This is a genomic window from Enterococcus sp. DIV0691, assembly GCF_051711145.1.
Lineage (GTDB): Bacteria > Bacillota > Bacilli > Lactobacillales > Enterococcaceae > Enterococcus_B > Enterococcus_B hirae.
Genome location: NZ_JBIOLY010000001.1, coordinates 347,501 through 372,662, shown reverse-complemented (window position 1 = coordinate 372,662; position 25,162 = coordinate 347,501). Strand labels below are relative to the sequence as shown.

21 protein-coding genes (1 of these 21 only partly in view) are annotated in these 25,162 nt (G+C 38.5%); 5 read left to right on the top strand and 16 right to left on the bottom strand.

The window, feature by feature from the left end; translation table 11 throughout:
- Positions 1-43: 43 nt before the first annotated feature.
- The 15 genes from IGJ11_RS01690 to IGJ11_RS01620 all read right to left on the bottom strand — a co-directional run bounded on the left by IGJ11_RS01690 (position 44) and on the right by IGJ11_RS01620 (position 19,381).
- Complete coding sequence (locus IGJ11_RS01690; protein ID WP_010738534.1) at positions 44-1,423, bottom strand: FAD-dependent oxidoreductase; 1,380 nt, start codon at positions 1,421-1,423, stop codon at positions 44-46.
- Positions 1,424-1,644: 221 nt separating this feature from the next.
- Entirely contained in the window at positions 1,645-2,811 is a 1,167-nt protein-coding gene (locus IGJ11_RS01685) for a pyridoxal phosphate-dependent aminotransferase (protein ID WP_207433237.1), read from the bottom strand.
- Between the two features lie 29 nt (positions 2,812-2,840).
- Entirely contained in the window at positions 2,841-3,950 is a 1,110-nt protein-coding gene (locus IGJ11_RS01680; RefSeq protein ID WP_207433282.1) for a M20 family metallopeptidase, read from the bottom strand.
- Positions 3,910-5,259 (bottom strand): aspartate kinase, encoded by a 1,350-nt coding sequence (locus IGJ11_RS01675; RefSeq protein ID WP_053765847.1) that lies wholly within the window; start codon positions 5,257-5,259, stop codon positions 3,910-3,912. Before IGJ11_RS01675 ends, IGJ11_RS01680 begins: the two co-directional genes overlap by 41 nt.
- Positions 5,256-6,257 carry an aspartate-semialdehyde dehydrogenase gene (locus tag IGJ11_RS01670; RefSeq protein ID WP_207433247.1) on the bottom strand — a complete coding sequence of 334 codons (1,002 nt, stop codon included), beginning with the start codon at positions 6,255-6,257 and terminating at the stop codon, positions 5,256-5,258. Before IGJ11_RS01670 ends, IGJ11_RS01675 begins: the two co-directional genes overlap by 4 nt.
- A 14-nt stretch (positions 6,258-6,271) precedes the next feature.
- Entirely contained in the window at positions 6,272-6,967 is a 696-nt protein-coding gene (gene dapD, locus IGJ11_RS01665) for a 2,3,4,5-tetrahydropyridine-2,6-dicarboxylate N-acetyltransferase (RefSeq protein WP_034699414.1), read from the bottom strand.
- A 14-nt stretch (positions 6,968-6,981) separates the two neighbouring features.
- Entirely contained in the window at positions 6,982-7,689 is a 708-nt protein-coding gene (gene dapB / locus IGJ11_RS01660; protein WP_034699411.1) for a 4-hydroxy-tetrahydrodipicolinate reductase, read from the bottom strand.
- Positions 7,686-8,567, bottom strand: coding sequence for a 4-hydroxy-tetrahydrodipicolinate synthase (dapA, locus tag IGJ11_RS01655; protein ID WP_207433249.1), 882 nt, complete (start codon positions 8,565-8,567; stop codon positions 7,686-7,688). The genes dapB and dapA overlap by 4 nt, the downstream gene beginning before the upstream one ends.
- Entirely contained in the window at positions 8,560-9,366 is an 807-nt protein-coding gene (dapF, locus tag IGJ11_RS01650) for a diaminopimelate epimerase (RefSeq protein ID WP_207433251.1), read from the bottom strand. The genes dapA and dapF overlap by 8 nt, the downstream gene beginning before the upstream one ends.
- The gene (gene lysA, locus IGJ11_RS01645; RefSeq protein WP_207413455.1) at positions 9,363-10,610 is read right to left on the bottom strand and encodes a diaminopimelate decarboxylase; all 1,248 of its coding nucleotides are present in this window, start codon (positions 10,608-10,610) and stop codon (positions 9,363-9,365) included. The genes dapF and lysA overlap by 4 nt, the downstream gene beginning before the upstream one ends.
- 374 nt (positions 10,611-10,984) lie before the next feature.
- Complete coding sequence (trhA, locus tag IGJ11_RS01640) at positions 10,985-11,632, bottom strand: PAQR family membrane homeostasis protein TrhA (RefSeq protein ID WP_025480259.1); 648 nt, start codon at positions 11,630-11,632, stop codon at positions 10,985-10,987.
- Between the two features lie 98 nt (positions 11,633-11,730).
- A complete protein-coding gene (locus IGJ11_RS01635) occupies positions 11,731-12,558 on the bottom strand; it encodes a class C sortase (protein ID WP_207433253.1) in 828 nt (275 codons plus the stop codon).
- A 33-nt stretch (positions 12,559-12,591) separates the two neighbouring features.
- The gene (locus IGJ11_RS01630; protein WP_207433261.1) at positions 12,592-14,469 is read right to left on the bottom strand and encodes a SpaH/EbpB family LPXTG-anchored major pilin; all 1,878 of its coding nucleotides are present in this window, start codon (positions 14,467-14,469) and stop codon (positions 12,592-12,594) included.
- Complete coding sequence (locus IGJ11_RS01625) at positions 14,466-15,875, bottom strand: SpaH/EbpB family LPXTG-anchored major pilin (RefSeq protein ID WP_207433263.1); 1,410 nt, start codon at positions 15,873-15,875, stop codon at positions 14,466-14,468. The genes IGJ11_RS01630 and IGJ11_RS01625 overlap by 4 nt, the downstream gene beginning before the upstream one ends.
- Positions 15,875-19,381: a vWA domain-containing protein gene (locus IGJ11_RS01620; protein WP_207433265.1), complete on the bottom strand. Its 3,507-nt coding sequence runs from the start codon at positions 19,379-19,381 to the stop codon at positions 15,875-15,877. The genes IGJ11_RS01625 and IGJ11_RS01620 overlap by 1 nt, the downstream gene beginning before the upstream one ends.
- A gap of 354 nt (positions 19,382-19,735) precedes the next feature.
- Here IGJ11_RS01620 and IGJ11_RS01615 point away from each other — a divergent pair, with 354 nt between their 5' ends.
- Complete coding sequence (locus IGJ11_RS01615) at positions 19,736-21,226, top strand: helix-turn-helix domain-containing protein (protein WP_207433274.1); 1,491 nt, start codon at positions 19,736-19,738, stop codon at positions 21,224-21,226.
- A gap of 53 nt (positions 21,227-21,279) precedes the next feature.
- Here IGJ11_RS01615 and efp read toward each other — a convergent pair whose 3' ends face one another.
- Positions 21,280-21,843, bottom strand: a complete 564-nt coding sequence (efp, locus tag IGJ11_RS01610; RefSeq protein WP_010720208.1) for an elongation factor P — start codon at positions 21,841-21,843, stop codon at positions 21,280-21,282.
- A 356-nt stretch (positions 21,844-22,199) separates the two neighbouring features.
- On the opposite strand from efp, the gene IGJ11_RS01605 reads away from it, so the two are divergent.
- The 4 genes from IGJ11_RS01605 to IGJ11_RS01590 all read left to right on the top strand — a co-directional run.
- Complete coding sequence (locus IGJ11_RS01605) at positions 22,200-23,117, top strand: PLP-dependent cysteine synthase family protein (protein ID WP_207433276.1); 918 nt, start codon at positions 22,200-22,202, stop codon at positions 23,115-23,117.
- 55 nt (positions 23,118-23,172) lie between these two features.
- Positions 23,173-24,321 (top strand): cystathionine gamma-synthase, encoded by a 1,149-nt coding sequence (locus tag IGJ11_RS01600; RefSeq protein ID WP_207433278.1) that lies wholly within the window; start codon positions 23,173-23,175, stop codon positions 24,319-24,321.
- 163 nt (positions 24,322-24,484) lie between these two features.
- A complete protein-coding gene (locus tag IGJ11_RS01595; RefSeq protein WP_010720211.1) occupies positions 24,485-24,943 on the top strand; it encodes an S-ribosylhomocysteine lyase in 459 nt (152 codons plus the stop codon).
- Positions 24,944-25,153: 210 nt separating this feature from the next.
- On the top strand, positions 25,154-25,162 hold the beginning of the coding sequence (locus IGJ11_RS01590; RefSeq protein ID WP_207433280.1) for a glutathione peroxidase. Its footprint extends 462 nt past the window's final position; only the first 9 of its 471 coding nucleotides appear in the window; the start codon lies at positions 25,154-25,156; its stop codon lies off the right edge, out of view.

The following is a 25,162-nucleotide window of genomic DNA, read 5'->3' as shown; positions in this document are numbered from 1 at the left end:
GTAAAATACAACATGTCTAACGAATGTCTCTAATTGTTTGATTTTATTCTACAAATGGTTCTTCTCCCAATGCTTGTTGCGCGGCTAGATTGATCATATTCCATTGGCGATCAAAACCTGGTTGGAAGAAAAAGTCAGCTTCTGCTAAATCTTCGATCGTCAGTTTTTGTTGGATCGCTAGCGCTAGTACGTTGCCTTGAGCAGTCACATCATAAGTAGATAAAACAGCTCCGCCAAGGACTTGATGTGTCATTGGGTCAAAGAATAATTGGATTGAAACTTTCGTGTTCCCATATTCTTCAGGTACATATTTAGGACGAATAGTATCTTCATAATAAGCTGTGCGAATGGCTACGCCTGCTTTTTCTGCTGTAAAACTATTCAAACCACTAGCTGCAAAGTGATAATCAAAAACACTTAATGCCGAAGAACCTACAACGCCTCCAAATGGTTGGCTTGGTGTATCCTCAAATAGATGTTTGACTACATATCGTGCTTCTCTTCTTGCCACTGTTGCTAGTGCAATCGGCATTTTTGAGCGGGCAGGTATCGAATAAGCAAGGGTTGCATCCCCTACTGCATACACATCAGGTAAATTGGTTTGCAAATATTCATCGGTAACGATCCAACCACGATCATCTAAATCTACGACTCCTTTTAGCCATTCCGTATTCGCTTTGACTCCAGCTGCTTGAATCACAAGATCTGTCGCGATTTCTTCATCTGCTGTTTGAATCGCAGCGACTTGTTGCTCACCAGTGAAAGCAGTGATTTTCGCACCCGTCACGACTTTGATACCCTTTTCTTTTAAATGTTCGGTTAAAATATCTGTCATTTCCGGATCTAAATAAGTGCCTAATGGTCGATCAATCACGTCTAATAACGTCACTTCTTTCCCTGCTTTTTGAAAAGCTTCAGCGGCTTCGATCCCGATATAGCCTGCACCGATAACAGCTACATTTTTGATCGCTGGATCAGTTAATTTATCTTTGATTCTAGTAGCCCAATCGTACCCACGCATCAAATAAACATTCTCTAAATCTGTTCCTGGTACTGGCAATGAATTTGGTTTTACTCCTGAGCTTAAGATCAATTTATCATATTCATACTCTTTGGTACTCTTATCTAAGATACTAGTCACCGTTACTGTCTTTTGGTCTGCATGAATCGCTTTTACTTCATGATTGTTTAAAATGTGAACATTGGGTTGTGGAAAGTTTTCTGGTCTGAAATTTCGTACATCATTAACATCTGTCACTTGGTCCTCTAAATATAATTCCATGCCACATGACATGAACGAAACATAATCCCCTGCTTCAAATAAGGTGATATCGACATTTTCACCATATCTAGATAGCAATTCTAAAATCGATTGATGTCCGCCATGAGATGCGCCGACAATAATAACCTTTGTTTTCTCCATTGATGAAACCTCCTTGTTCAATTATTTAGAATAACTCTAAACAATTCAAACATAACACTCGATTTTTTATAAATCAAAAGAAATGCCCAAATATTGGACAGAAAAAACAAGACTTTCTCTATTAAGATTTTGACTTAAATGTTCCTCTTTCAATCAACAAAACAAACAAAAAAATGAAAAACTTCGTTCAATAAAACGAACGCAGCTTTTCATTTTTTTGATTATATATTAGCTAAAAAAAGGCGAATCCGTTGGCAAGCTTCCGTAAGTTCTGCCAAACTACTTGCATAAGAAATCCGAATATAGCCTTCACCCTCTGGTCCAAAAGCTGAACCAGGGATACAGGCGACTCTACCTTGTTCTGCTAACTGTAAGCAAAACTCCCAAGAATTTAGGGTAACTTCTTTTGGCAGTTTACAAAACAGGTAAAAGGCGCCATCAGGTGGTATGACTTCAAACCCTAACTCACTTAATTGACCTAAAAGATAATCTCTTCTCTTCGCATACTGTTCTTTCATTTTTTCCCCATCATACATTCCGGTAGTAAGTGCCTCAACCGCAGCTTTTTGAGCCATTGTAGTGGCTGAAGTGACTAAATATTGATGGACTTTGATGATTTCATCAATCACATATTTTTGAGCAAAAATAAAGCCGATCCGCCAGCCGGTCATCGCATGAGATTTGGATAAACCGCTAATCACAATTGTTTGCTCCGGAAGATAAGACGCTGGCGAGACATGGTCTCCGACATAATTCAACTCTGCATAGACTTCATCACTGATCACGAAGACCGATCGTTGTTTGATGACTTCAGCTAATTTTGCCATTTGTTCTGAAGTTAACAGTGTTCCTGTTGGATTGCTTGGATAGTTCAAGATAATTGCTTTGATCGAGTCGCCATAAGTAGCAAAGGCTGCTTCTAACTGTTCTGGTTGGCAAATAAAGCCTGTTTCTGACGTATCGATCGTGATCAATTCCGCTCCAGCAAGATCCACTATCGGCTGATAGCCAGGATAAGCAGGCGCAGGAATCAATACTTTGTCGCCTTCTTCTAAAATCGCTAGCAAAGAAGCAGCGATTGCTTCTGTGGCACCAACTGTCGTTAGTACTTCAGTTTGAGGATCGTATACCAACCCATAACGTTCTTTTTGAAAGAAACAAGCAGCTTCACAAAGTTCGGGTAGTCCCCTCATCCCCGTATAATGGGAATAATTTTCTTCAATAGCAGTGATCCCCGCCTGTTTGACATGTTCGGGTGTTGGAAAATCAGGCTCTCCTAAGGTTAACTTGATGACATCGGGGATAGCAGAAATTTGTTGGTCAAAACTTCTGATTTGTGACACTGCTATTTTTGCAAGCCTGTGATTAAAACGATTGGTTAAATTCATGTGGTTTTCTCCTTTTTATCACTTCTTTGTCACTGATCCTTTTTTAGCAAAAGTCCTTTTGTATGAAGGATTGTTTGATACCAAGCGACACCCTTTTCTAACACAGCCATATCAAAATCAAATCGTGCATCATGAAGTGCTGGTGTATCACCGACACCGAGAAAGAAAAAAACACATGGATACTTCTGGGTATAAACACCGAAATCCTCTGCTTGCAAGACCGGTTGTTCAAGCTCATGTAATTTTTCTGATTGCTTCAAGGCTGTATATAAGTGAGGATCATTGATGACCGCTGGATATCCATCATTATAACGGAATTGGATCGATACCTGCGAATTTTTTTGAAATTTCTCTGCTAAATTAGCCAGTTGTACTTTGATCGAATCTTGGATTTGCTGATCATAAGAACGGATGCTGCCTGAAATAGTCACTTCATTTGCTAAAACATTTCGAATCGTACCACCAGTGATCTGTCCAAACTTTATTAAACGTCGCCATTCTTTAGGTAAAGATTGTTCCAACTCATATACTTCATCCATAAAACCAATGGCTCCTCGGATACTGTCGATCCCTTGTTCACTAGAGGCAATATGGGCAGATCTCCCTTTGACAATGATATCTGTCTCACTACTTTGTGCCATAAAGGCGCCCGATCGTGAATAGATCTCGCCTTTGGGAAGACCTGGCCATAAATGAAACCCGAAAATCGCTTGGACTTGATAGTCCTCTAACAAACCTGTTTGAATAACACTTTCCGCTCCGCCAGATATTTCTTCCGAAGGTTGAAAAATCAGAACAACGTTGTACATTAACTGTTCTTTATGATCTGCGATATATTCCGTTAACCCTAATAACATTGCCATATGTCCATCGTGACCACACGCATGCATCATCCCTTCATGAGTAGAAGCAAAGGGAAGATTTGTTTCTTCTTGGATCGGTAAGGCGTCAATATCTGTCCGAAAAGCAATCGTTTCGTTTTGTTGATGATCAAAATAAAGCAATAAACCAGTCTCGCCGATTTCATGCAGGACTCCCCCAAGATCCTTGATTTGTTCATGTAAATACGCTTTGGTTTTAAATTCATGAAAGCCGATTTCAGGAATTTGATGTAACGCCATGCGATGTTTTGCTAACATCGACATTCACCATCCCTTCATAGAGCCCTTTAACGACTGTTTCATATTCTTCATTTTTTACCCCAATGATCAAGTTTAATTCTTGTGCCCCTTGGGATAAGATCGATGTCCGAATCTCTAGTTGATTTAAGATGGATAAGACTTTGCCAGAAAGTCCAATCAGTTCTTTATGTGGTCCGCCAACAACTGAGATCAATGCCAGATTCTCGATAATTTCGACTTCTTCGACACCCAAATTTTCTTTTAACTCTTTGGTAATCAAAAATAATTGATCTGCAATGGCTTCTGCTGAAACGACTACTCCAATATTGTCGATCCCCGAAGGAATGTGTTCGATCGAGATACCATGATTCGCAAAGACACTCATTGCTTTCCAAATAAACCCGATTTCATCAGACATATGTCGTTTAAATAGTGTTAGCGAAAGAAAATCTTTTTTTCCAGCAATCCCTGTTAAGCCATTTTCTTTTTCGACTTCTTTGCTGGAAATTCTAGTGCCTTGCGCCTCTGGATCGTTCGTATTTTTTATTTGAATCGGGATACCTGCTTCTTGTACTGGGAAAATAGCTGATTCATGGAGAACATTTGCCCCCATATACGCCATCTCTCGTAATTCTCTAAATGAAATTTCTTTGATGATTTTTGGCGTGTCAATGATTCGTGGATCAGCCATCATAATCCCGGAAACATCCGTCCAATTCTCATAACAGTCGGCATTCAATAGTTTGGCTAAGATTGCGCCAGTGATGTCGCTCCCACCTCGCCCCATCAATTTTTCTTTTCCAACTGGATTAGCACCATAGAATCCTGGGACTACTAGTGGGCCTTTTTCTTGATAAATAGTTATTATTGCTTGTTTCGTCCGTTCTTCATCGATCTCACCCGTATAATCAAAGAAAATCAGTTCTTTCGCATCTATAAACGTATAACCAACATATTCAGCTAATAACTTCGCAGTGAGATATTCTCCCCGACTGACCAAAAAGTCCTGTGAGACTTTTTCTCGCTGTAATTTTTTTTGGATCTCTAACAATTCATCTTCAATCGGAAAAGTCAACGACAAGACATCTCTCACTTGAATGAATCGTTCACAGATCCTTTCCCACAAAGGTGTCCAATCGACTCCATGATGAAGATAGGCATGGATCAAATACAAGAGATCCGTGACTTTGTCATCTTCTTTCGTTCGTTTTCCTAAAGCGGAAACAACGATCACACTTCGTTCAGAGGCAGCTAAAATAATGGATTTTACTTTTTTGAATTGTTCTTCATGAGCCATCGATGAGCCACCAAATTTTGCGACTTTCATTGGATCACCTCCCTGATTGGTGATAACAATGCAGAGGCGATTTGTACAGCATTCGCAGCTGCGCCTTTACGGATATTATCCGCTACGGTATACAGCAACAGCCCATTTTCCAATGTAGGATCATGCCGGAGTCTGCCGACGTATACCTCATCTGTTCCTTTAGCAAGGATACTGGTCGGATAACTATGGTTGGGCAAATCATCCACGACTGTTATTCCCGGAAAATGTTGTAGACATTGACGGACTGCTGCAAGTGAAAATGGCTGCGCCAACTGGACTGCGATTAAAACACCATGACCAACTTCGATGGGGACACGTACACAAGTAGCCGAGACAGGTAAGTTAGGCAAATGTAGGATCTTCCTTGTCTCAGCCATCATTTTGTGTTCTTCTTTCGTATACCCATCGTCCAACGGTGCATCAATTTCGGGGATGACTGTTTGACTGATATCATACGGATAAAGCGAAGGTTCCTGCCCTTTTTGAGTGGCGTGAAGATCAGTTAGCCCTTGTTGCCCCGAACCAGAGACCGCTTGATAGGTGGAATAGTTCACGCGGTTGACACCAAATGTCTGTTGCAATGCCTTTAACGGTAAAACGGCTTGGATCGTGGAACAGTTTGGATTGGCAATCAATCGGTTCATTTCATGATCTGCTAGATTGACTTCTGGAACGATCAACGGAATCGACGGATCTTCTCGCCAAGCAGAAGAATTATCAATGACGACCAACCCATGTTCTCTAGCAAGTGGCGCAAATTCAAGTGAAATTTCTGCTCCGGCTGAAAAAAGCGCTAAATCATACCCGTCAAATGATGTCTTTGTTAATTCTTCTACTGTGTATTCTTTTCCCTTAAACACACAGATTTTTCCAGCTGAACGCTTGGATGCTAATAATTTCAAACGACCTACTGGAAAATCATATTCTGCTAACACGTTCAACATCGTTTGACCAACTAAACCAGTTGCTCCAACGATACAGGTATCTATTTTGCGCATCTTTTTCATCCTCTCTATAATTCCCGTAATGCAGCGATCAATGCGGTGTTTTCCCTCGTTTGTTCGTCTTTGATTTTTAATACTCGGGCAGGTGTTCCACCCACTACGGTATCAGCGGCTACATCTTCTAAAACAACTGCTCCAGCCGCTACGACTGCATTTTTGCCAATACGGACACCTTCAACAATGACAGCATTCGCACCAACCAAGACACCGTCTTCAACCACCACTGGTTGAGCGGAAGCCGGTTCGATCACACCCGCCAACACTGCACCCGCACCAATGTGACAATTTTTGCCGACAATCGCTCTTCCGCCTAAGATTGCCCCCATGTCGATCATCGAGTTTTCCCCAATCTCCGCACCGATATTGATGATCGCTCCCATCATGATGACCGCATGATCACCGATCGTTACTTGATCCCGGATAATTGCTCCTGGCTCGATCCGAGCATTGATTTCTTTTAAATCAAGCAGAGGTATGGCACTATTTCTAGCTGTTTCTTCTATTTCGATCTCAATGATTTTAGCGGATTCTTTTGCGAGGATTGGTGCGATTTCTTGGTAATCACCGAAAATAATTTGGCTATTCCCCTGACCAAATACTTTACACTTTTCAAATTTAATTGGTTCAGTGACATTTAAATACACTTTAACCGGTGTTTTTTTATCAGCTGTTTGAATCAAACGTATAATTGCTTGTGCGTCCATTTGCTTTCTCTCCTTTATCCACCTAAAGTATCTGCTAATTGATAGTATCCAGCTGGTTGATTGCTTAACCAAAAAGCTGCACTTACTGCTCCTTCTGCAAAAATCTGATTGGAAAACGACTCATGTTTGATTGATAATACTTCATCCGTAGATGCAAATAAAACTTCGTGCTCTCCAGGTACAGAACCAATACGTAAACTGTGTACTCCGATTTCATCGGTTTTTCTAGGTTGATCTTTCCATTGGAAAACAGGCGATAGTTTGCGGACTTCTTGCATACTAGCGAGTAGTGATTGAGCCGTTCCAGAAGGCGCATCTTTTTTTTGGTCATGATGTTTTTCAATCAATTCGATTTGCCATGTTTTCAATAATTCAGCAGCCTGCTTCACTAATTGATTCATGACAAAAATCCCTAAAGAAAAGTTCGCACTGTATAAAATGGGGAAACGTTGCCCAAACGCTTCGATTGCCTGGAATTGTTCCTCACTATAGCCAGTCGTTCCGATCACGACTGGAAGTTGGTGTGCTGCTCCATAATCTAGCACTTTTTCCAAATTATCTGCGTGAGAAAAATCAATAAGGAGTGAGATATTACTCGGAAAAGATAAAGTAGTCGCTTCTTTAAGGGAGACTTTTGGAAAAACGACCTCATGTTCATAAGACTCAATGACTTCTTGGATTTTTTTGCCCATTCGTCCATGTCCGACTACACCAATTTTCATACCTGTTCTCGTCCTTTCATAGGTAATAATTCCTGTAATACTCCTCGCTTGTCCTCAGACAGAGGAACAAGTGGTAGCCGTAACGCACCTGAAGGAAGAGCCATCATCTCCATTGCGGCTTTTATTGGGATCGGATTTGTTTCACTAAACAAGGCATGGATCAATGGTAAGGCAGTTAATTGGATTTGTTGCGCTCGTCGAAGATTCCCTTGCTCAAACGTTGCGACTAATTCATGGACTAATCTAGGCTGGATATTGGCCCAAACACTGATAACCCCACTTCCACCCACACTTAATATCGGCAAAATAGCATCATCGTTGCCACTATAAAGGACAAACGAGTCTGTCAAAAGACGACCAACTGCCATCACATAAGCCAGATCACCTGATGCTTCTTTGATCCCGCTGATTTGTGGATGTGTCGCTAATTTTTCCAGGACTGGGATTGGGATCGTCATTCCAGTTCTAGATGGTACATTGTATAAAATGATCGGTCGTGGTGATTGGTCAGCAATTGCAGTAAAATGCGCCAACAAACCTGCATCACTTGTCTTATTATAATAAGGCGTGATCACTAACAATTGATCCGCCCCAATCGCTGCTAAACGTTGGACTCTTTCAATTGTTTTTTTCGTATCGTTTGTTCCTGCGCCTGCGATGACTGGGATTCTTTTATCTACTTTTGCTACTGTAAAACGTAGAATCTCCTCTTCTTCTTCTGGCGTTAACGTCGAAGATTCCCCAGTTGTTCCTAACACTAACAGGCCATCTGTACCTTCTGAAAGATGAAACTCAATTAGTTTCTCTAATCCTTGATAGTCAATTTCGCCAAGCGCATCCATCGGTGTAATCAATGCAACGATCGAACCTTTAATCATACGTCATCTCCTTTTGTGACCATTCATGAACAGCTGGTCCCGTCATTTGTATTTGTGTCTCCCCAGTAATCATTAACTCTCCTTGCTCTAAGTGAATCATGGCCTTAGCACTTGCTAAGTATCCATGATCTCTAGCTACGACATAAGCCGCACAACAGCCAGTACCACAAGCCAATGTCCAACCAACGCCACGTTCATACGTGCGTACGATCAGTTCCTGTTCATTGACTCGTTGGACAAAATTAACATTGGTTTTTTCTGAGAATAATGGATGGTGACAAATCTGTTCCCCTAACGCTTTCATTTGTTGCGCTTTTGCATCCTCTACAAAAACAACGGTATGGATCGTGCCCATAAACAAACTAGTTAGCTGGACATCCACTTGTCCAATACGTACTATTTGATCCACGATGGGTTCTGTTTGATTGACCGCTAACTTTTCTGTCGAATAATCGGGTTGTCCCATCTGAGCGGTACAATAAAAAGGTTCTTCTGTCAAAATTTCAATGGAAATCACACCCGCTAATGTGTGTACGTCGAAAGGTGAAGTTTCTACCATAGCTTTATCCCATACATGCCGAGCAAAACAACGAATCCCATTCCCACACATCGGCGCCTGACTGCCATCTTTATTGAAATAAAGCATCGTTAAAGGTTGCTCTCGAACGACAATCAACCCATCTGTATCAAATCGATCCTGTCCACACCACTTGCTGGCTAATTGGTGATAATCGATTCCTTCTTCATAGTCCATTAAGATAAAATCATTGCCGCAACCATTATATTTATGCAGGATCATTGAACTTCACCTCGCAATAAATCCTCATATTCTTGCCTACGTACCACTAATCGAGCAGTTTCACCGTTGACGAATACCACAGCAGGCCTCAAGGCTCGGTTATAGTTGCTACTCATTGAATAACCATAAGCGCCTGTGGCATATACCGCTAAAATATCTCCGGGTTCAGCGATAGGCAAAAGAGCTTCTTGAATAACCACATCACCTGACTCACACATTTTCCCAGCGATCGTGACTTTTTCGGTTTTCTTTTCCCTTAATTTGGTTGCCAGATCACATTGATAGCTCGCTTGATAGAGTGCTGGACGGATATTATCGGTCATTCCCCCATCGACAAAATAATATTTTTTATTTGGCGTTTGCTTAATAAAGCCTACCGTATAAAGCGTCGTTCCTGCTTCCCCAACGATACTTCTTCCGGGTTCGATCAACAATTCATTGATTACTAATCCTTGTTTTTTTAAAGCTTCCTCCGTAAAACGTACTAATTCTCGAACAGATTCTTCAATGGGCAATGGCTGATCACTTTCGGTATAACGAATACCGAATCCTCCCCCAAGATTTAGCGAAAGTACTTCATCAAAATCTTTAAGATAACCAATCAGTTTATGGATCTCTGCTATCCAGGCCGATAATTCAAAAATCTGCGAACCAATATGGGCATGAAAGCCTTCTAATTGTAAAAATTCACTATCCTGAATAAATTGGATCGCTTTTTGACACTCTTCGCTTTCATAGAGTAGACCAAATTTTGAATCAATATGAGCGGTAACGACATATTCATGCGTATGTGCTTCGATCCCTACATTCAACCGGATCATCACCTGGAGTTCTTTTTGATATTCTTGGCTAAGTGCGACTAACAATTCAACTTCCATGAGATTATCCGCTACAAAATGAACAAGTCCATTTTCGATAGCATAACGGATTTCCGCAGGTGTTTTATTGTTTCCATGAAAATAGACCTCTTCCATTGGAAAGTCAGCACACACAGCTGTATAAATCTCGCCGCCACTAACTACATCTAAACCTAATCCTTGTGATTGAATCAGTTTTAACATGGCAACGGTCTGAAATGCTTTTGATGCATATAAAATCTTTGTCTTAAAATGATCTGATTGAAATCCTTGTTTAAATGCCTTGATGTTCTCCACCATTTGCTTCTCATCGTAAACATAAAGGGGTGTTTGATATTGTTTTACTAATTGACTAACAGGAATTTCACCGATCATTAATTCTGACATTCGAGACTACCTCTTTTCCGCAATATTTTTTAAAATTTCTCTCATTAAGATTTGAATTTTATTTGAATAATATTAAACAAATTCTCAGTGATTGTCTACTATATTCATAAATTTAATAAAAAAAAGTGCATTCATACATTTTTTTGTATAAATACAAAACTAGCGAATAAAAGATTAAAAAACAATGGATATGCTCATAAATCTCACTATTTCAATCATACAATCTAGTGAAAGCAACTGCTCCATCAAATAAAAATACGTTTGGTTGCGATCATTCCATCGAAACCAAACGTATTTTTTAATTTAATCCTTCGTTGTAAAAAGGAGAGCTATTCCTTTGTTCATCAGAAAATTCATTCTTAAATTGATTTTACTTAAACCACATACCCAAAGTAAACGGCTAAAAACATCAATGATGCACCTAACATCACAAATAAGTGCCAAATAACATGTGTGAACCTCTTGCTTTTCATGCTATAAAAAATTGAGCCAATCGAGTAAGCTAACCCACCAGCGACCAATAAAAGTAAACCGGTCAAATTGATGTTTTGATAAAGTTTCGGTAAAACGATCACGATTCCCCAGCCCATCACATTATAAATAATCGTTGATACTTTAGAAACCTGACTGGCTTTCGCTAAAGTCAAACACTTGTAAATGATCCCGATAACTGCTGTTGCCCAGATTACACTAAGTAATAGTACACCAGAAAGTCCCTGAACGATTAACAGGCAAAAAGGCGTATAGGTCCCGGCAATCAGTAAATAGATCGAACAATGATCGAATATTTGAAACACTTTTTTTGCTTTTGTAAAAATCAAGCTATGGAACAACGTAGAACTGAAAAAAAGCAAAAACAGCGAACTGCCATAAATGATAAACGCAACATAATCGAGGGTTGAATGAGCTTGTTCCATCAGCAAGTCAAAACAAATGAGACTTAAAAACGCTGCAATTCCATGGGTGACGGCATTCAACACTTCATTCACTATTTGATACTTCCGACTAAATTCTACTTCCATTTTTGTATTTCCTCCAATCATTGATGCCTTCTTCTCATAAACCTATTATATACTGTTTATAAGACTTTTACATCTAGTTTTCAAAACTATATTAAAACTTAATGTTTAAAATAGCAAATGAAACACACTATCCCGACCACTAGCAAGCCAATCAATACGAATCCAAGAATCAAAAGAGATCGTTTTTTTTGGCTATTGATTTTCTTGTCTTCTTTTTCAATGTCTTGATCTTCATAGGGAATACGGTGTCCTCGTACCAGCAACCGGTGACTATTGACCATATAAGGGGTACACGTTAATAATGTAACTAAATCCTGCCCTTTTTCAATCATCAGATCATCAAGATCTGTAGGCTCAATAATTTTGATTTGATCCACTTGATACGCTAATTTACCATTCTGACTTTCGATAAAAAACAAATCGTTTTTCTCTAGTTGATCTAAATCCGTAAATAGTTTGGCTTTGGGTAATCCACGATGACTGGAAAGAACGGCATGAGTACTTTCACCCCCAACTGGATAAGAGGTTCCTGCCAATAAAGAGGCACCTTTTTCCAGAAAAAAAGAAGTCGTTTGGTCAAAAATCGGTAGTCGCACATTGATTTTCGGGATTGATAACACACCAATGGTATGTTTTTGGATCGTTGATTGTGTTACCTTCTCCGGTTCTTCTTCGGCGAATGGGTCAGAGCCTGGGGAAGAATTACTTTTTGCAAGTTCTCGATTTTTTTCTAGATATTTTTGTTGGATTTTCTCTAACTCTTCTGTCTTTTGTTGTTGTGCTTGTTGTTGGTATTTTCTAATGATTTGTTGATCCAAGTAATCATTGATATGATCACTAACAAAAGGATACATAAAAATTACGATTCCTGTGATGAATAACAAGGTCATGAAACTATCCAAATATCGCCGCTTTTTGTTACTCATTGATCGTCATCCTTTTTTGACTAGTTTTTCCTTTTATTGATGGGATTTTTTTACTTTTACAAAATAACCAATACCCATGATTAATAAGATCGTACCAATTGTTAGGTAAAGGTAAATCCCTTTGCCACCTGTAGAAGGTAATGTTCCTTTATGCTTGTTTGGTACCTTTTCTGGTGAAATGACTTGTCCAGACAAATGATAAGATTGTTCATCGACTACAAATGAAAGGCGGTTAGTCAACTGTACATAATTTTCTGGTGCCTTGATTTCTTCTAAATAGTAGGTTCCATAAGCTAATCCAATGATGGTAATCAACCCATCTTTTTCAGTAGTAAAAACAGTCGCTTTTCCTTGCTCTTTCGTCCAATTAACGGCTTTCGTTTGAGGATCAATCAACAAATAGTTCGCCTCACTTGAATCTTGGTCTCGAACAACAAAGCCAGCACCTGCTAACGGCTGGTTTGTCGAAACCGCTCCATCGACTTTGATAAACTGCTTACCACCTGTAACTACTTCAACAGTTGGCGGTGTTTGGTCTTTCGTATAGTCGTTTTCTACATTTGCTTCATTTTGATATCCTGCAGTTGGATTTGCTTGGTCATTCAAATACATATAATAAATAAATTTCAATGTTCCTCCAGGCGTTAAAGAAGGAATGTACGCTGGATCAACTGCCACCGTAAAGCCATTTTCTTGCTCAATCACTGTATAATGACTTGGATCGATTGTTGTTTCTCCATCGTAAAGTGCATAGCCATTGGCGCCATTGACTGCATGATGAAAAGTCAATGCTGCATCGTGTTGATCGATTAAATTGAATTTCGTGTATTTGTTCATTGAACCTTCTTTATCAGCAATTCCTTCGGGAAGATTGACCTTGATTTCATACTGGATCATTTCGCCAATTGCTACATCTTTGCCATTTAATTTTGGCGTACTTTTTTCAACTTTTGATGTATCATTTTTAATCGTTTTTTCGACAGGCGTTTGATTATTTTCGGTAATTTCAAATGCTGTTTTCGTTTGACTCTCAATCAATGCGGCGTTATCTGGTGCCTTCACTTCTTCCAAAAGGTAGTGACCAACTTCTAATCCGTGAATTTCCATCTGACCTTTTTCACTGTTTTCTTCAATGAAGTCAGCTGTTCCGATATGATACGTTTTCCCAGTCAAAAAAGATTTAGCAGCGGTTTGATCAGTTGTCCAAGTATAAAGACCGTCTTTCACACTATGAAGGTATTTTTTTACTGATCCTTCGGTTTTTGAAATGTTAAAGGCTGCGCCATTCAATGGTTCATTTTCGGCTGTCCCCACTTTTTTGACTTGCAATACCCCATTATTAGAAACAAGATTTTTAGGATATAAATGAATCGTGTCTAATTCTTCTGTACCATACTGATAAGAGCCGTCTGGTTGTTTGATCATTTCATAAACAGGAAAAGCCAATACCATATTGCCAGCTGCGACTACTCCTGCTTTCGGTTCTTCTTTGATGACATAAACCGCATCTTTTCCGTTTTGAGATTTTGGCAATTCCAGCGTTACGCTTCCTTGTGCATCTGTCGTTCCCGACGTGATAGGTTCTCCAGGAGTCAGCTCTTGAACTGCTTGTTGCGCTTCTTCGACTGATTTACCATTATTTCGTTGTTCATAAAATTGATTCGTTACATTATAAACAGTAAATGATACATCTCCTAGACCTTGATATTGGTCAAACTCTGTCATCTCTTTCCCACTGTTTTGAATAACATTGGGTAAAGAAAGTGCTTTTTTCTTATGCAAGATCACTTGTGCAACTTCTTGATCGGTAGCTGCAAAGACAGGCGATTGCCCTACCCAGCTACCTAAAACAGCTGATAACACGAATAATATTCCCCAACAAATGTCGATTGCTTTCCACTCTTTTTTCATTTATTTTCACCTTTCTTTCTCCATTTCCACAGACTGATACTAACTAGTATTAGCCCAACGATGACATAAAACTGGCTATTTTTTTCATTTGTTTTAGGCAGCAAACCGAAATCTGCTTTACGATTCTTTACCTTCAAAGGATCCGCCTGTTGTCCGTTTTGCTGAAACGAATTTTTTTCAACTACAAAAGGAATTAGCTCTTCACTTTTGATATAACCTTTCGGTGACTGAATCTCTTCAAGGTAATAATTCCCGTCGGTCAACCCTCGAACTGAAAAATTCCCTGATTGGTCGGAAGTTAGTCGATACGCTCCTTCACTACTCATTCGCCAAGTAACGCCTTCCTTCGTTTGATGAAGGTATTTACCTCTTTGATTTCTTACTAGAAATACAGCGCCTTGTAGAGGTCTTTGATTTCGACTATCAATTTTCAAAAAATGCTTTCCTCCCGTACGGATCGCAGTTGATCGTTGGAGGTACTCACGTTCTGTAGTGACCGTGACGTTATTCTTCAATTCCTCGTCTGGAATTGCTGTCGCTGATACTTGCATCTGATAGGTAATCGAAAGTGGTTGTCCAACCATTTTTTGGAGTGTCTCTTTAGCCAATGTCAATTCAAAGCCATTTTGATGAGAAACCATCTTATACCCGGAATGTATTTCTTGTCCGCCAATTTTGAGTTTCCATGTATCAGGTAAGAAGAGCAAATGATCATCAGCTTCATCAATGAGTTGATAGCTTTGACAGTCAGAAACAATGGTATCTACTGTATAAGTGACGATTTCACCAAACGAAACACTGGAATCTCCTTGGATCTTTTTTTCCAAAAAAGAAAGTGGAGTCGTTTCTTCGTTCTTAGGATATAAATGAATCGTCTTCAATTCTTGACCTTGCTCATTATTAATTGGGAGTACCACAACTAAATTGGCTGATTTTTCTTTGACGTTTACTGGTGTCTTCGTTTCTTGAAAAAGATACACTTGATCTCTTCCTTGTGCATCTTGCTTTGGTAATTGAAATTGAGCGATACCAGCTTCGTTACCAACGGTTTTGGTGATTTGTTCTGTTACAAACGTTCCGATCTCTTGTCCCTTTTTTGCTAATTGTTGTTGTGCTGTTGTGACATCGATCCCTCGTTCTCTCAATTGATAGAAAGAAGCTGTGACATCATAAACCGAAAAACTCACCTCATTTAGTCCCTGAGCTTCTTGGAAGAATACTTGCTCTTCACCCGTATTTTTTTGTGGATCAGGTAAATTCCCTTCCGTAAACAGAAGTTTATGCAAGATAATCTGTACTTGCTCATTCGAAGATTGATTCGGAATATTTTGAGCCGCACTTCTTTGCGATCCAATCGTCAACAACAACGGAATGAGGAACAAGATATACCAGATTCTTTTTTTCATTACGCCACGCCCTTTCTTTGTTTTTTGAAAAAGGCAACGAAACATGTGCTGCTTATCGCAAGGAAACCAGCTAAATAGAACCAGATACGACCCATTCCGCCAGTCTCAGGTAAAGGAACTTTGACTTGATTGGTAATCGTTAACGTAATTTGATTATTTTCGTCTCCAGCTACTAATCCACTTTCTTGTTTGGACCCATCCACGGTCACTGTTCCATCTTCCTTCACCACGATCAAGACTGGCTTTTTCAATCCTTGATACCCATCTGGTGTTTTGGTTTCCGTTAACGTGTAAGAACCAGGTTGAAGGTTTTCAAATGTAAATGTATCCGTTGATTCACCTGCTTGAGGTAGTTCGACACTTGACCCTTCCCCCTCTAGTTTAAAGCTAGCCCCTTTTAATGATTGCCCGTTATCTTGTTTTTTATAGACCGTAAGATTAAAAGGTTTGAGATGGTTTTGATGCTGTAATGTCCACTGCGGATCTACCTCAACATTTTCATGTTCATAGTGGATCGTGCCATATTGATCAATCGTCCATTCATAATTCCCAGCAATCGTATCATAGCCAACGGGTCCTTTCGTCTCTACCATTCGATATTCTCCTGGTTCCTCTACTGTAAATTGAGCCAGTCCCGTTAGTTCCGATACTTTTGTCGCTACTGTTCGATAACTATCAGCAGCATCTTTTTTCTGTAATTCAAAAGTAGCACCTGCTAAGTGGACTTTTTCTGACCCATGAAGCGTATATTTGTGAATCGCCAAAGGAATTTTTTTGAAAGGATTTTCGATCGTTAGAAGAATCGCCTGTTCCTCGATTTTTGCGGATTGTCCGTCAATCGTTACCTTTCCTTCGGCTGATACCGCAATCTTCCAGGTGTTTTTTTGAGCAAGTTCATGGCCGTCTGGTGCCTGTACCTCTGTAAGCGTATAGGTTTCCCCTTTCATTAATCGAACATCAGCAGGCAAGTGATAACTGCCATCTTTGTTATCGATCAAGCGGATCGTTTTAGATTGACCAGTTAATTCGAAAACTGCTCCTACAAGATTTTTTGCTCCAGATGAAGAATGTTTGGTGATGTTCAAATCAAATGGTGTAAACTTTTTAGTATTTTTCCAAGTCGTATCGTTGACTTTAGCAGCCTCATAACCTTCAACGGTCATTTCGTTACTTGCTTGATAGTTAAACGCTTGTCCTTGGTTATTAAATTTTGGCAACATCATGTTTTCTTGATAGTCAGTGCCATTACTTGCTGAGAGTAACTTGATGTCTTCACGTCTCCAAGTTCCCTCGGTATCATTAGTTGGTTTATTTAACTGGATAAATCCCGTTTGCCAACTATTTTTATCTGTTGTTGGCGTTCGTTTTATTTCATAAGTGATTTGATCTGGTCGTAGGCTAGTATCATGATCATATTCTTCCCATTCTTTTGTGAAAGACAATGTTACGCCTGGTGCTTTTGCAGAAGGAACGCCAAATTCAACAATTGTTGAAGCATCCGCCGTCGGTTGCAAGGTTGTTTTTTCATTCATTTGGTACCATACATCGGGTTTAAACGTTTTACTTTCAGTTTGGATTCGTACCTGATAATGGATTTGAATTTCCTGATCTTTCCCTAAATATAGCTGATTGCTTTGGATCGTTGAACCAGAAATACCAATCGTAGGCATTACTGCGACAGCATTTTTCCCTACATCTTTGATCGTGAGGGTATTTTCTTCGTAAACAAAGGGTTGAGCAATCGGATCAATCACTTTTCCATTACTGATGGTTCCAGCAATATGAACCGCTTTTTTCGCTAAATAATCAGAAATATCTGTGGCACGATCAGCCGATTCGTAATAGAATTGACCAGATTCATCCGTTGATACCATTTTCTTCATATTTGTTTCCACATCAACTTTTGATAAGCCAGCTGGAATATCTGATTGCAATTGGATTCCTAAGCCATGGATCTTGATTCCTCGTTCTTTCAACGCTAATGCTTCGCCAATCGTCGCTATAAACGTACTCCGAATTTGCTTCTCTCGATTGTTTTGATCTGGAACATCGTAATATCTACTTAAAAGAGAAGTATTTCCGGCTCCTTCTCGTACATCGCTAAATTCAGTTCCATAATAACTACCATCTTGTTCTGTAAACACTTTGTTCATGTGATAGGAGTAGGTTGGCACACCATCCGTTAATAACACAATCACTTTTTCATGATTATTTTGTTCAGCCAACATCTCACCAGCTTCTCTCAACGCTTTTTGAGTAAAGGTTCCCCCTTGTGTCGTTGAAGGAGTGATCGCTTTAATCTGATTTTTTACAGAATTGAATGAACTTAGTGGGATTGAACCGTTGTTATAACCCACACTAGAATACCCAATATAGCCAAGATTGACTTTTTCAGCTATACCACTATGGTCAAGGGTATCTACAAAACTATTGACCCCTCGTTTCACTTCTGCCAAACGATTGTCTTCATTCATACTGCCTGACCAATCAACTACTAATACAACGTCTACAGGTGAAAACTCTTTTTGAACGTTCCCACGTACATTTAAAAAAACATCGTATAATCCTGGTGTAGCCGTTTCTCGTGCATATTTACGAATAGCATAAGAGGATTCTTCTCCTGTCCCCCCGTATTCAATATAAGAATTTGACCGATTAGATGGGTCGCCATTCCATGACGTTACACCATCCCACTGACCATTTTGATTTCCTTGATGATTGAGAACCGTTTCGTTTCCTGTCGGCTGCCACGCTGCTTGTGGGTAGACCCCAGTAGAATCGTTAGTATAATTTGGTACGATAGGTGTGACAGTTTGTTTATTATTTCCAGCAGAAAAGAGAGCGGGAAACTCAAACGGACGTACAACCTCTTCTTTTGTCTCTTCTTCAAGATCTTGTTCCTTTGCTTGCTGCTCTTCATTTCCTCTTTCTGTTGATCCCTTTGTGTCTGCTTCGTTAGATTTAGTCGATTGCTCCGTTGTTTCCGGCGAAGTTTCCTTATTACTTTGTTGCTCTAATGTATTATTTTCCAGAAACTTAAATGATTCCTTCACAATCGGCGTGAGTGCTTTTCCTTGCTCATTTTCTGCCGTTTGTTGTTCCAATAAAACTTCTACGTCAACTGACTGATTCTGCTTGATGCCTGCAAAAATCCACTTCTCGTGATACTCTTGCTTGAAAAATTGGCTAGTTGTGAGCCATTTTCCACTAGTTTCATTAAGGTATTCCGTATATTCAGTTGTTGGAATTGGTAGAAGCATTTCTTTTGTTTCTGAATCAATAACCCGTACCAAGTATCTATGTCCTTGGTCATTCTCAGAAAGCCCTAATTCGATGGTCAATTGTTCCGCAGATTGATGAGCTTGGACTTGGCCATATTCATTAGCCATTATTTCCATAGTAGCCTCATTACTTGCTTCCACAAGTTTCCTATTCTGAAAGAAAAAATTGAGTACAACAATGATTCCTAAAGACCCTAACAAAAAGAATAATTGTTTCTTTCTCATAGATATCCTCCTTAAAAATTATTTAAAATTCAGTTAGATAATATAAAAAAAGAGAAAAAACCTCTATTTTTTCTCTTTTTATTCTCATTCAATTTTTAAGTGGATTTTTTAGTTATATTAAATCTATAGAAGATATGTAAATAAGAAATATATCTATAAACGTTATGTTATTTTTATATAATGATGTAGTTTATATTTTCAAAATAACTGATCGAATAGACTTGGTTTTGAAACACTGACTTTCTTCTCATTTCTACAATTACTGAAAAAATATAAAAATCTGAGATACATATTTACAAGATGATAAAAATGAGTTAATAATAATAATACTAAATTAGAAAAGATGGTGATTTATTGATCGAGCAATTATTGTTAGATGATCATTCGCGAGGAAAATTAGCTATTTATGGTCAACTATTGACGTTATCTCCAGGAGAGCACTTGATCGATAACCTAAGAGAAAACTTAGAAACAACAATCAGTATGGTTAAACTAAAAAAAATCCTTGTTTCTATTCAGGAAGACTTGGAAAAGATAAGTAATAAACAATTATTAACGGCTAAAAATAAGTTGATTATTCGTGAAAGAATGATCCATTACAATCAATATCAAAATTTTTTAACCACACAAAGTATCCCTTATCAGTTATTGCTTAGTATCATCAAGAAGCAAGATGAAGATCTTGCTTCTTTTTGTCAACGCAACTATATTAGCCGTTCCACTTGTTTTCGCCAAACCAAAAAATTAGCGCAGTATTTTAAAGACTATCATATCACTTTGAACTTAACGAACTTAACACTAACAGGTTCGGAAATGCTGATCCGGATTATGTTTTTTAACTTTTTTTGGTTTGTTTCATTAGGTGAAAGTCTAGATGATCTCTATTTTAGCGATGATTTAAAAACACTATTTGAGTTATACGAAGCGGAACACCTGAAAGATAAATATGCAATCGGCAAGAAGCAAGCTATGCTCCATTGTAAAATCAATCTTTTACGAATTAAAGAGGGTCATTTCACTGATATTTATAAATTAACTCCCACTTCTTTTATCCCTAGTGGAACAGATCTTGAATTTTTTTATGATTTCTTTCAACTTGCTAATTTGAAGCTCGATATTTTAGAAATCAATTCCCTTTTTTATTTGTTCTATTATTGGCCTTTTCTAAATTCCAAATCAGATGTCCAATTACCAATCGTGGAACATTCTTATCTGCAGGCGAACAACCATTTAAAAAAAGTCTTGGAAGAGTTTGAAACGCATTGTCAAAAATATATTAGTAATTTCAACTTTCATGAAGAGCCTTCCCTTCATGCGAATATCTACCTTTCATTGTTGAATTTTACTGTATTCAAACAAAAAATCCCTTTAACAACCTTTTTTATTTCTACGTATATCCAAAAGAAATATCCTATGATCCAAATTTTAGCTACTAAAATCGAAAGTTATTGGAAAAAGATTGCGAATCGTAAAAACTTCCTTTGGTTAAAAAATTGTAGTAGTGAATTAGCTTTCATCCAAGCTTGTTTACTTTATCCGTATTATACCAAGCTGGAAGAAGACTATAAATTGAAAGTTGGCTTTATCAACGTTTCAGAATACTTGATCACTTATGAGATATTTAATCTAGGTGAAAAGATTCCTTTTATCGAGATTGAAAAAGCCCATCTGCCACTCACGAAACAGTATGATTTTTATATTATTGGTTCACCCTTGCTTATTCCTCCAGAGCTAGACCCAGCAAAATATGCGGTCATTGATTTTTGTCGTTACAATGATTTTGAAACGGCATTGTATCAACGACTTTCACATGCCCACCATGAAAAATTAAAAAAACAGCTATAAATAAAGGCTTTTGCTCAAGTATCCTACTGGATCTTGAACAAAAGCCTTTATTATTATTTTGATGCACGTTTTACGTATGTGCCTTCTGTTGTATTGATTTCAAGTAGTTCATCTGTTTCGATGAAGTCTGGAACGTTAACGACTAAACCTGTTTCCATTGTAGCTGGTTTACCAGAACCAGTCACGGTTGCTCCTTTAATTGAAGGTTGTGTTTCAACAACACGCAAAACAACCGTTGTTGGAAGTTGAACACCAATCACTTCGCTGCCGAAGAATTGAATTTTTACTTCCATATTTTCTAAAATATATTTCATTTCTTCTTCTACAGTCTCTACTGGAATTTCATATTGTTCATATGTTTCAAGATCCATAAAGAATGCTGTGTCGTCCATTGTATATAAATATTGTACTGGTTTCGTATCAATATGTGCTTTTTCAAACTTTTCTTCTGGTCGGAAAGTTGTGTCATATGTTGCTCCTGAACGAACATCTTTTAGTTTCATACGCATCACAGTGTTTCCTTTACCAGGTTTGTGGTGGCTTGCGTCTAAAACTTTAATTAATTTACCGTCTTGAACAAATGTCATACCGGCTCTTAAATCACTTGCTGAGATCATTATTTTTGCTCCTTCTTAACTTAATCATAATCAACTTTATTGTATCAGACAACTGCTTAGAAAACTAGGGAATTATCTATTTTTAAGTTTTACTCTTTGACTTTCTCGTTTAATCATGCTATTTTTAATGAAATTCATTTTTGGAGGGACTTCACATGACAAACAGCAAATCAAAACAAATGAATATTTGTTGTTGTATGGTGCATAAAAGCAGCATACGATTTGTCATGTCTATTAATAGCCCTTCATAAATTGGTATTGCCTTCTTCCGTTTTCCAATACTTATTTCATGATTTTTTCAAGGAGCTGATTTAATAGTCAGCTCCTTTTTATATTCTATTTTTTAGGAGGGAATTATGATCATTACAACAATCACCGAAGCAATTGGTTCCACCCCGTTTTTTAAATTTACTGCTAAAGATTATCCTATGCCCCAACATTCAGCTATTTATGCGAAATTAGAGTATTTGAACCCTGGCGGAAGTATCAAAGATCGACTCGGTCATTATCTGATCCAACAAGGGATTCAAACCGGACAGATCACAAAAGAGACAACAATTATTGAACCTACTGCTGGTAATACTGGAATTGGTTTAGCATTAACTGCTTTAAGTTATTCTATCAAAACAATCTTTGTTGTTCCTGAAAAATTCAGTATGGAAAAACAACAAGTGATGAAAGCATTAGGCGCAACAATCATCCACACACCAAGTGAACTGGGCATCGTTGGTGCGATTGAAAAAAGTAAAGAATTAGCGAAAACCATTCCTCACAGCTTTCTACCAATGCAATTTGAGAATTGGGCGAATCCCATGGCCTATTATCAGACGATCGGACCGGAAATTAGTCAAGAACTTACAGAACCAATCACTAGCTTTGTAGCGGGGATTGGTAGTGGCGGTACGTTTGCGGGCACCGCTAAATATTTAAAGGAACAAAATGCAGACATTCGTTTAATTGGTGTCGAACCAGAAGGCTCAATTTTGAATGGTGGTACTGCTCATAGTCACAAAATCGAGGGAATTGGCGTTGAATTTACCCCACCATTTCTTGCTGATATCACCATAGATGGTTTTGAAACGATTTCTGATCAAGAAGGCTTTGCTTACACGAAGCGACTAGCCAAGCAACAAGGTCTATTAGTTGGTAGTTCTAGCGGCGCTGCTTTTGCGGCAGCCTTACATGAAGTCCAACGATTACCTTTAGGAAGTTCAGTGGTAACTATTTTCCCAGATGGAGCAGACCGTTATTTATCAAAAGGAATCTATTCATAAAACAAATAGTCGTTTTGACCGAAATACAGATATAAAAAATTAGGAGGAACAAATAATGCATATTCAAACAAAACTAATACATGGCGGAATCAGTGAAGACCCTACTACTGGAGCAGTTAGTGTTCCGATCTATCAAACATCCACTTATCGACAAAATAGCGTGGGAAATCCCAAGCAATATGAATATTCTCGTTCTGGGAATCCCACACGTTTTGCCCTTGAAGAATTGATTGCTGAGTTGGAAGGTGGAATCAAAGGATTTGCTTTTGCCTCTGGTTTAGCCGGTATTCATGCAGTCTTCTCTCTTTTTCAATCAGGAGACCACATTTTATTAGGCGATGATGTTTATGGTGGTACTTTTCGACTCTTTGATCAAGTCCTAACCAAAAGTGGTCTGGAATATACAATTGTCGATACGAGTGATTTGGCACAAGTAGAGCAAGCCATTCAACCCAATACAAAAGCACTTTATTTAGAAACACCAAGTAACCCGTTATTAAAAATCACTGATCTCCAAAAAAATAGTCAACTAGCAAAAAAACACCAACTGATAACAATCGTTGATAATACTTTTGCCACTCCTTATTTCCAGAGACCACTTGACTTAGGGGCAGATATCGTCTTACACAGCGGGACAAAATATCTCGGAGGACACAGTGATCTCGTCGCAGGTTTGGTTACTACAAATAATGAAACCTTAGCGGATGCTATCGGCTATTATCAAAATGCCATTGGCGGTGTATTAGGGCCACAAGACAGCTGGCTACTTCAAAGAGGAATCAAAACATTAAGTGTACGAATGGCAGAACATCAAAAAAATGCTTTTGCGGTCGCACACTTCTTAAAAGAACGCCCTGAAGTTGAACAAGTCTTTTATCCTGGTTTGGTCACTCATAAAAATCATGAAATTGCGCAAGCACAAATGAGTGGTTATAGTGGCATGGTTTCTTTTACACTAAAAAATGAACAGGCTGCCATTCCTTTCGTTGAATCTCTCCAATTGTTTATTTTGGCAGAAAGCTTAGGTGGTGTGGAAAGTTTAGTTGAACTTCCAGCAGTGATGACGCATGCTTCCGTTCCTAAAGAAAAAAGAGAAAAAGCTGGTATCAAAGATGGATTGATTCGCTTGTCTATGGGAATTGAATATGAGGATGATCTGATTGCGGATTTAACTCAAGCATTTCAGCAATTAGAAGAAAATTAACGATTGAAAGAAAAGATAAATTTCATTTCAGATTGCTACACCTACAAAGAAATAAGTGATAGAATCTAATTGGAAGCACTGTGTTTATCGAAGTTTCTTCTAGGAGATGCTTACTTGATGCCGATAAACAAAAATGATTACCAATAGTTAGGAGCCTTAAGTCATGAAAATGAATGTAGAAAGTTTTAATCTTGATCACACGAAAGTAAAAGCACCTTATATCAGAGTAGCTGATAAAAAAACTGGGGAACACGGCGATGTCATTATCAAATATGATGTTCGCTTCAAACAACCGAATAAAGAGCATATGGATATGCCAAGTTTACACTCTTTAGAACATTTAACTGCGGAATTGATTCGTAACCACGCAGATTATATTGTTGACTGGTCACCAATGGGTTGCCAAACAGGTTTTTACTTAACTGTTTTGAACCATGAAAGTTACGAAGATATTTTAGATGTCCTAGAGCAAACAATGAAGGATGTACTAGAAGCAACGGAAGTCCCTGCAAGCAACGAAACCCAATGTGGCTGGGCAGCGAGCCATACATTAGAAGGTGCGCAAGCACTCGCTCGTGAATTTTTAGAAAAACGTGATGAATGGTCTCAAGTCGAAGCATAAATTGTCATACCCATTGAGAAACCCATATACTATCAGATATTCACTTCAATTTTCTGTAACAAATCGTTTCCTAGTAAGCGAAACTTTTGACAAATAGTTACAAATTAACCATATTTATCAGTAGAAGAGATTTTTTAGCTAAGCTCTAAACGAAAACAAATGATTTTGTTGATGTTTAGAGCTTTTAAACTATCCAGAGGAGGAAAGATGATGAGTATC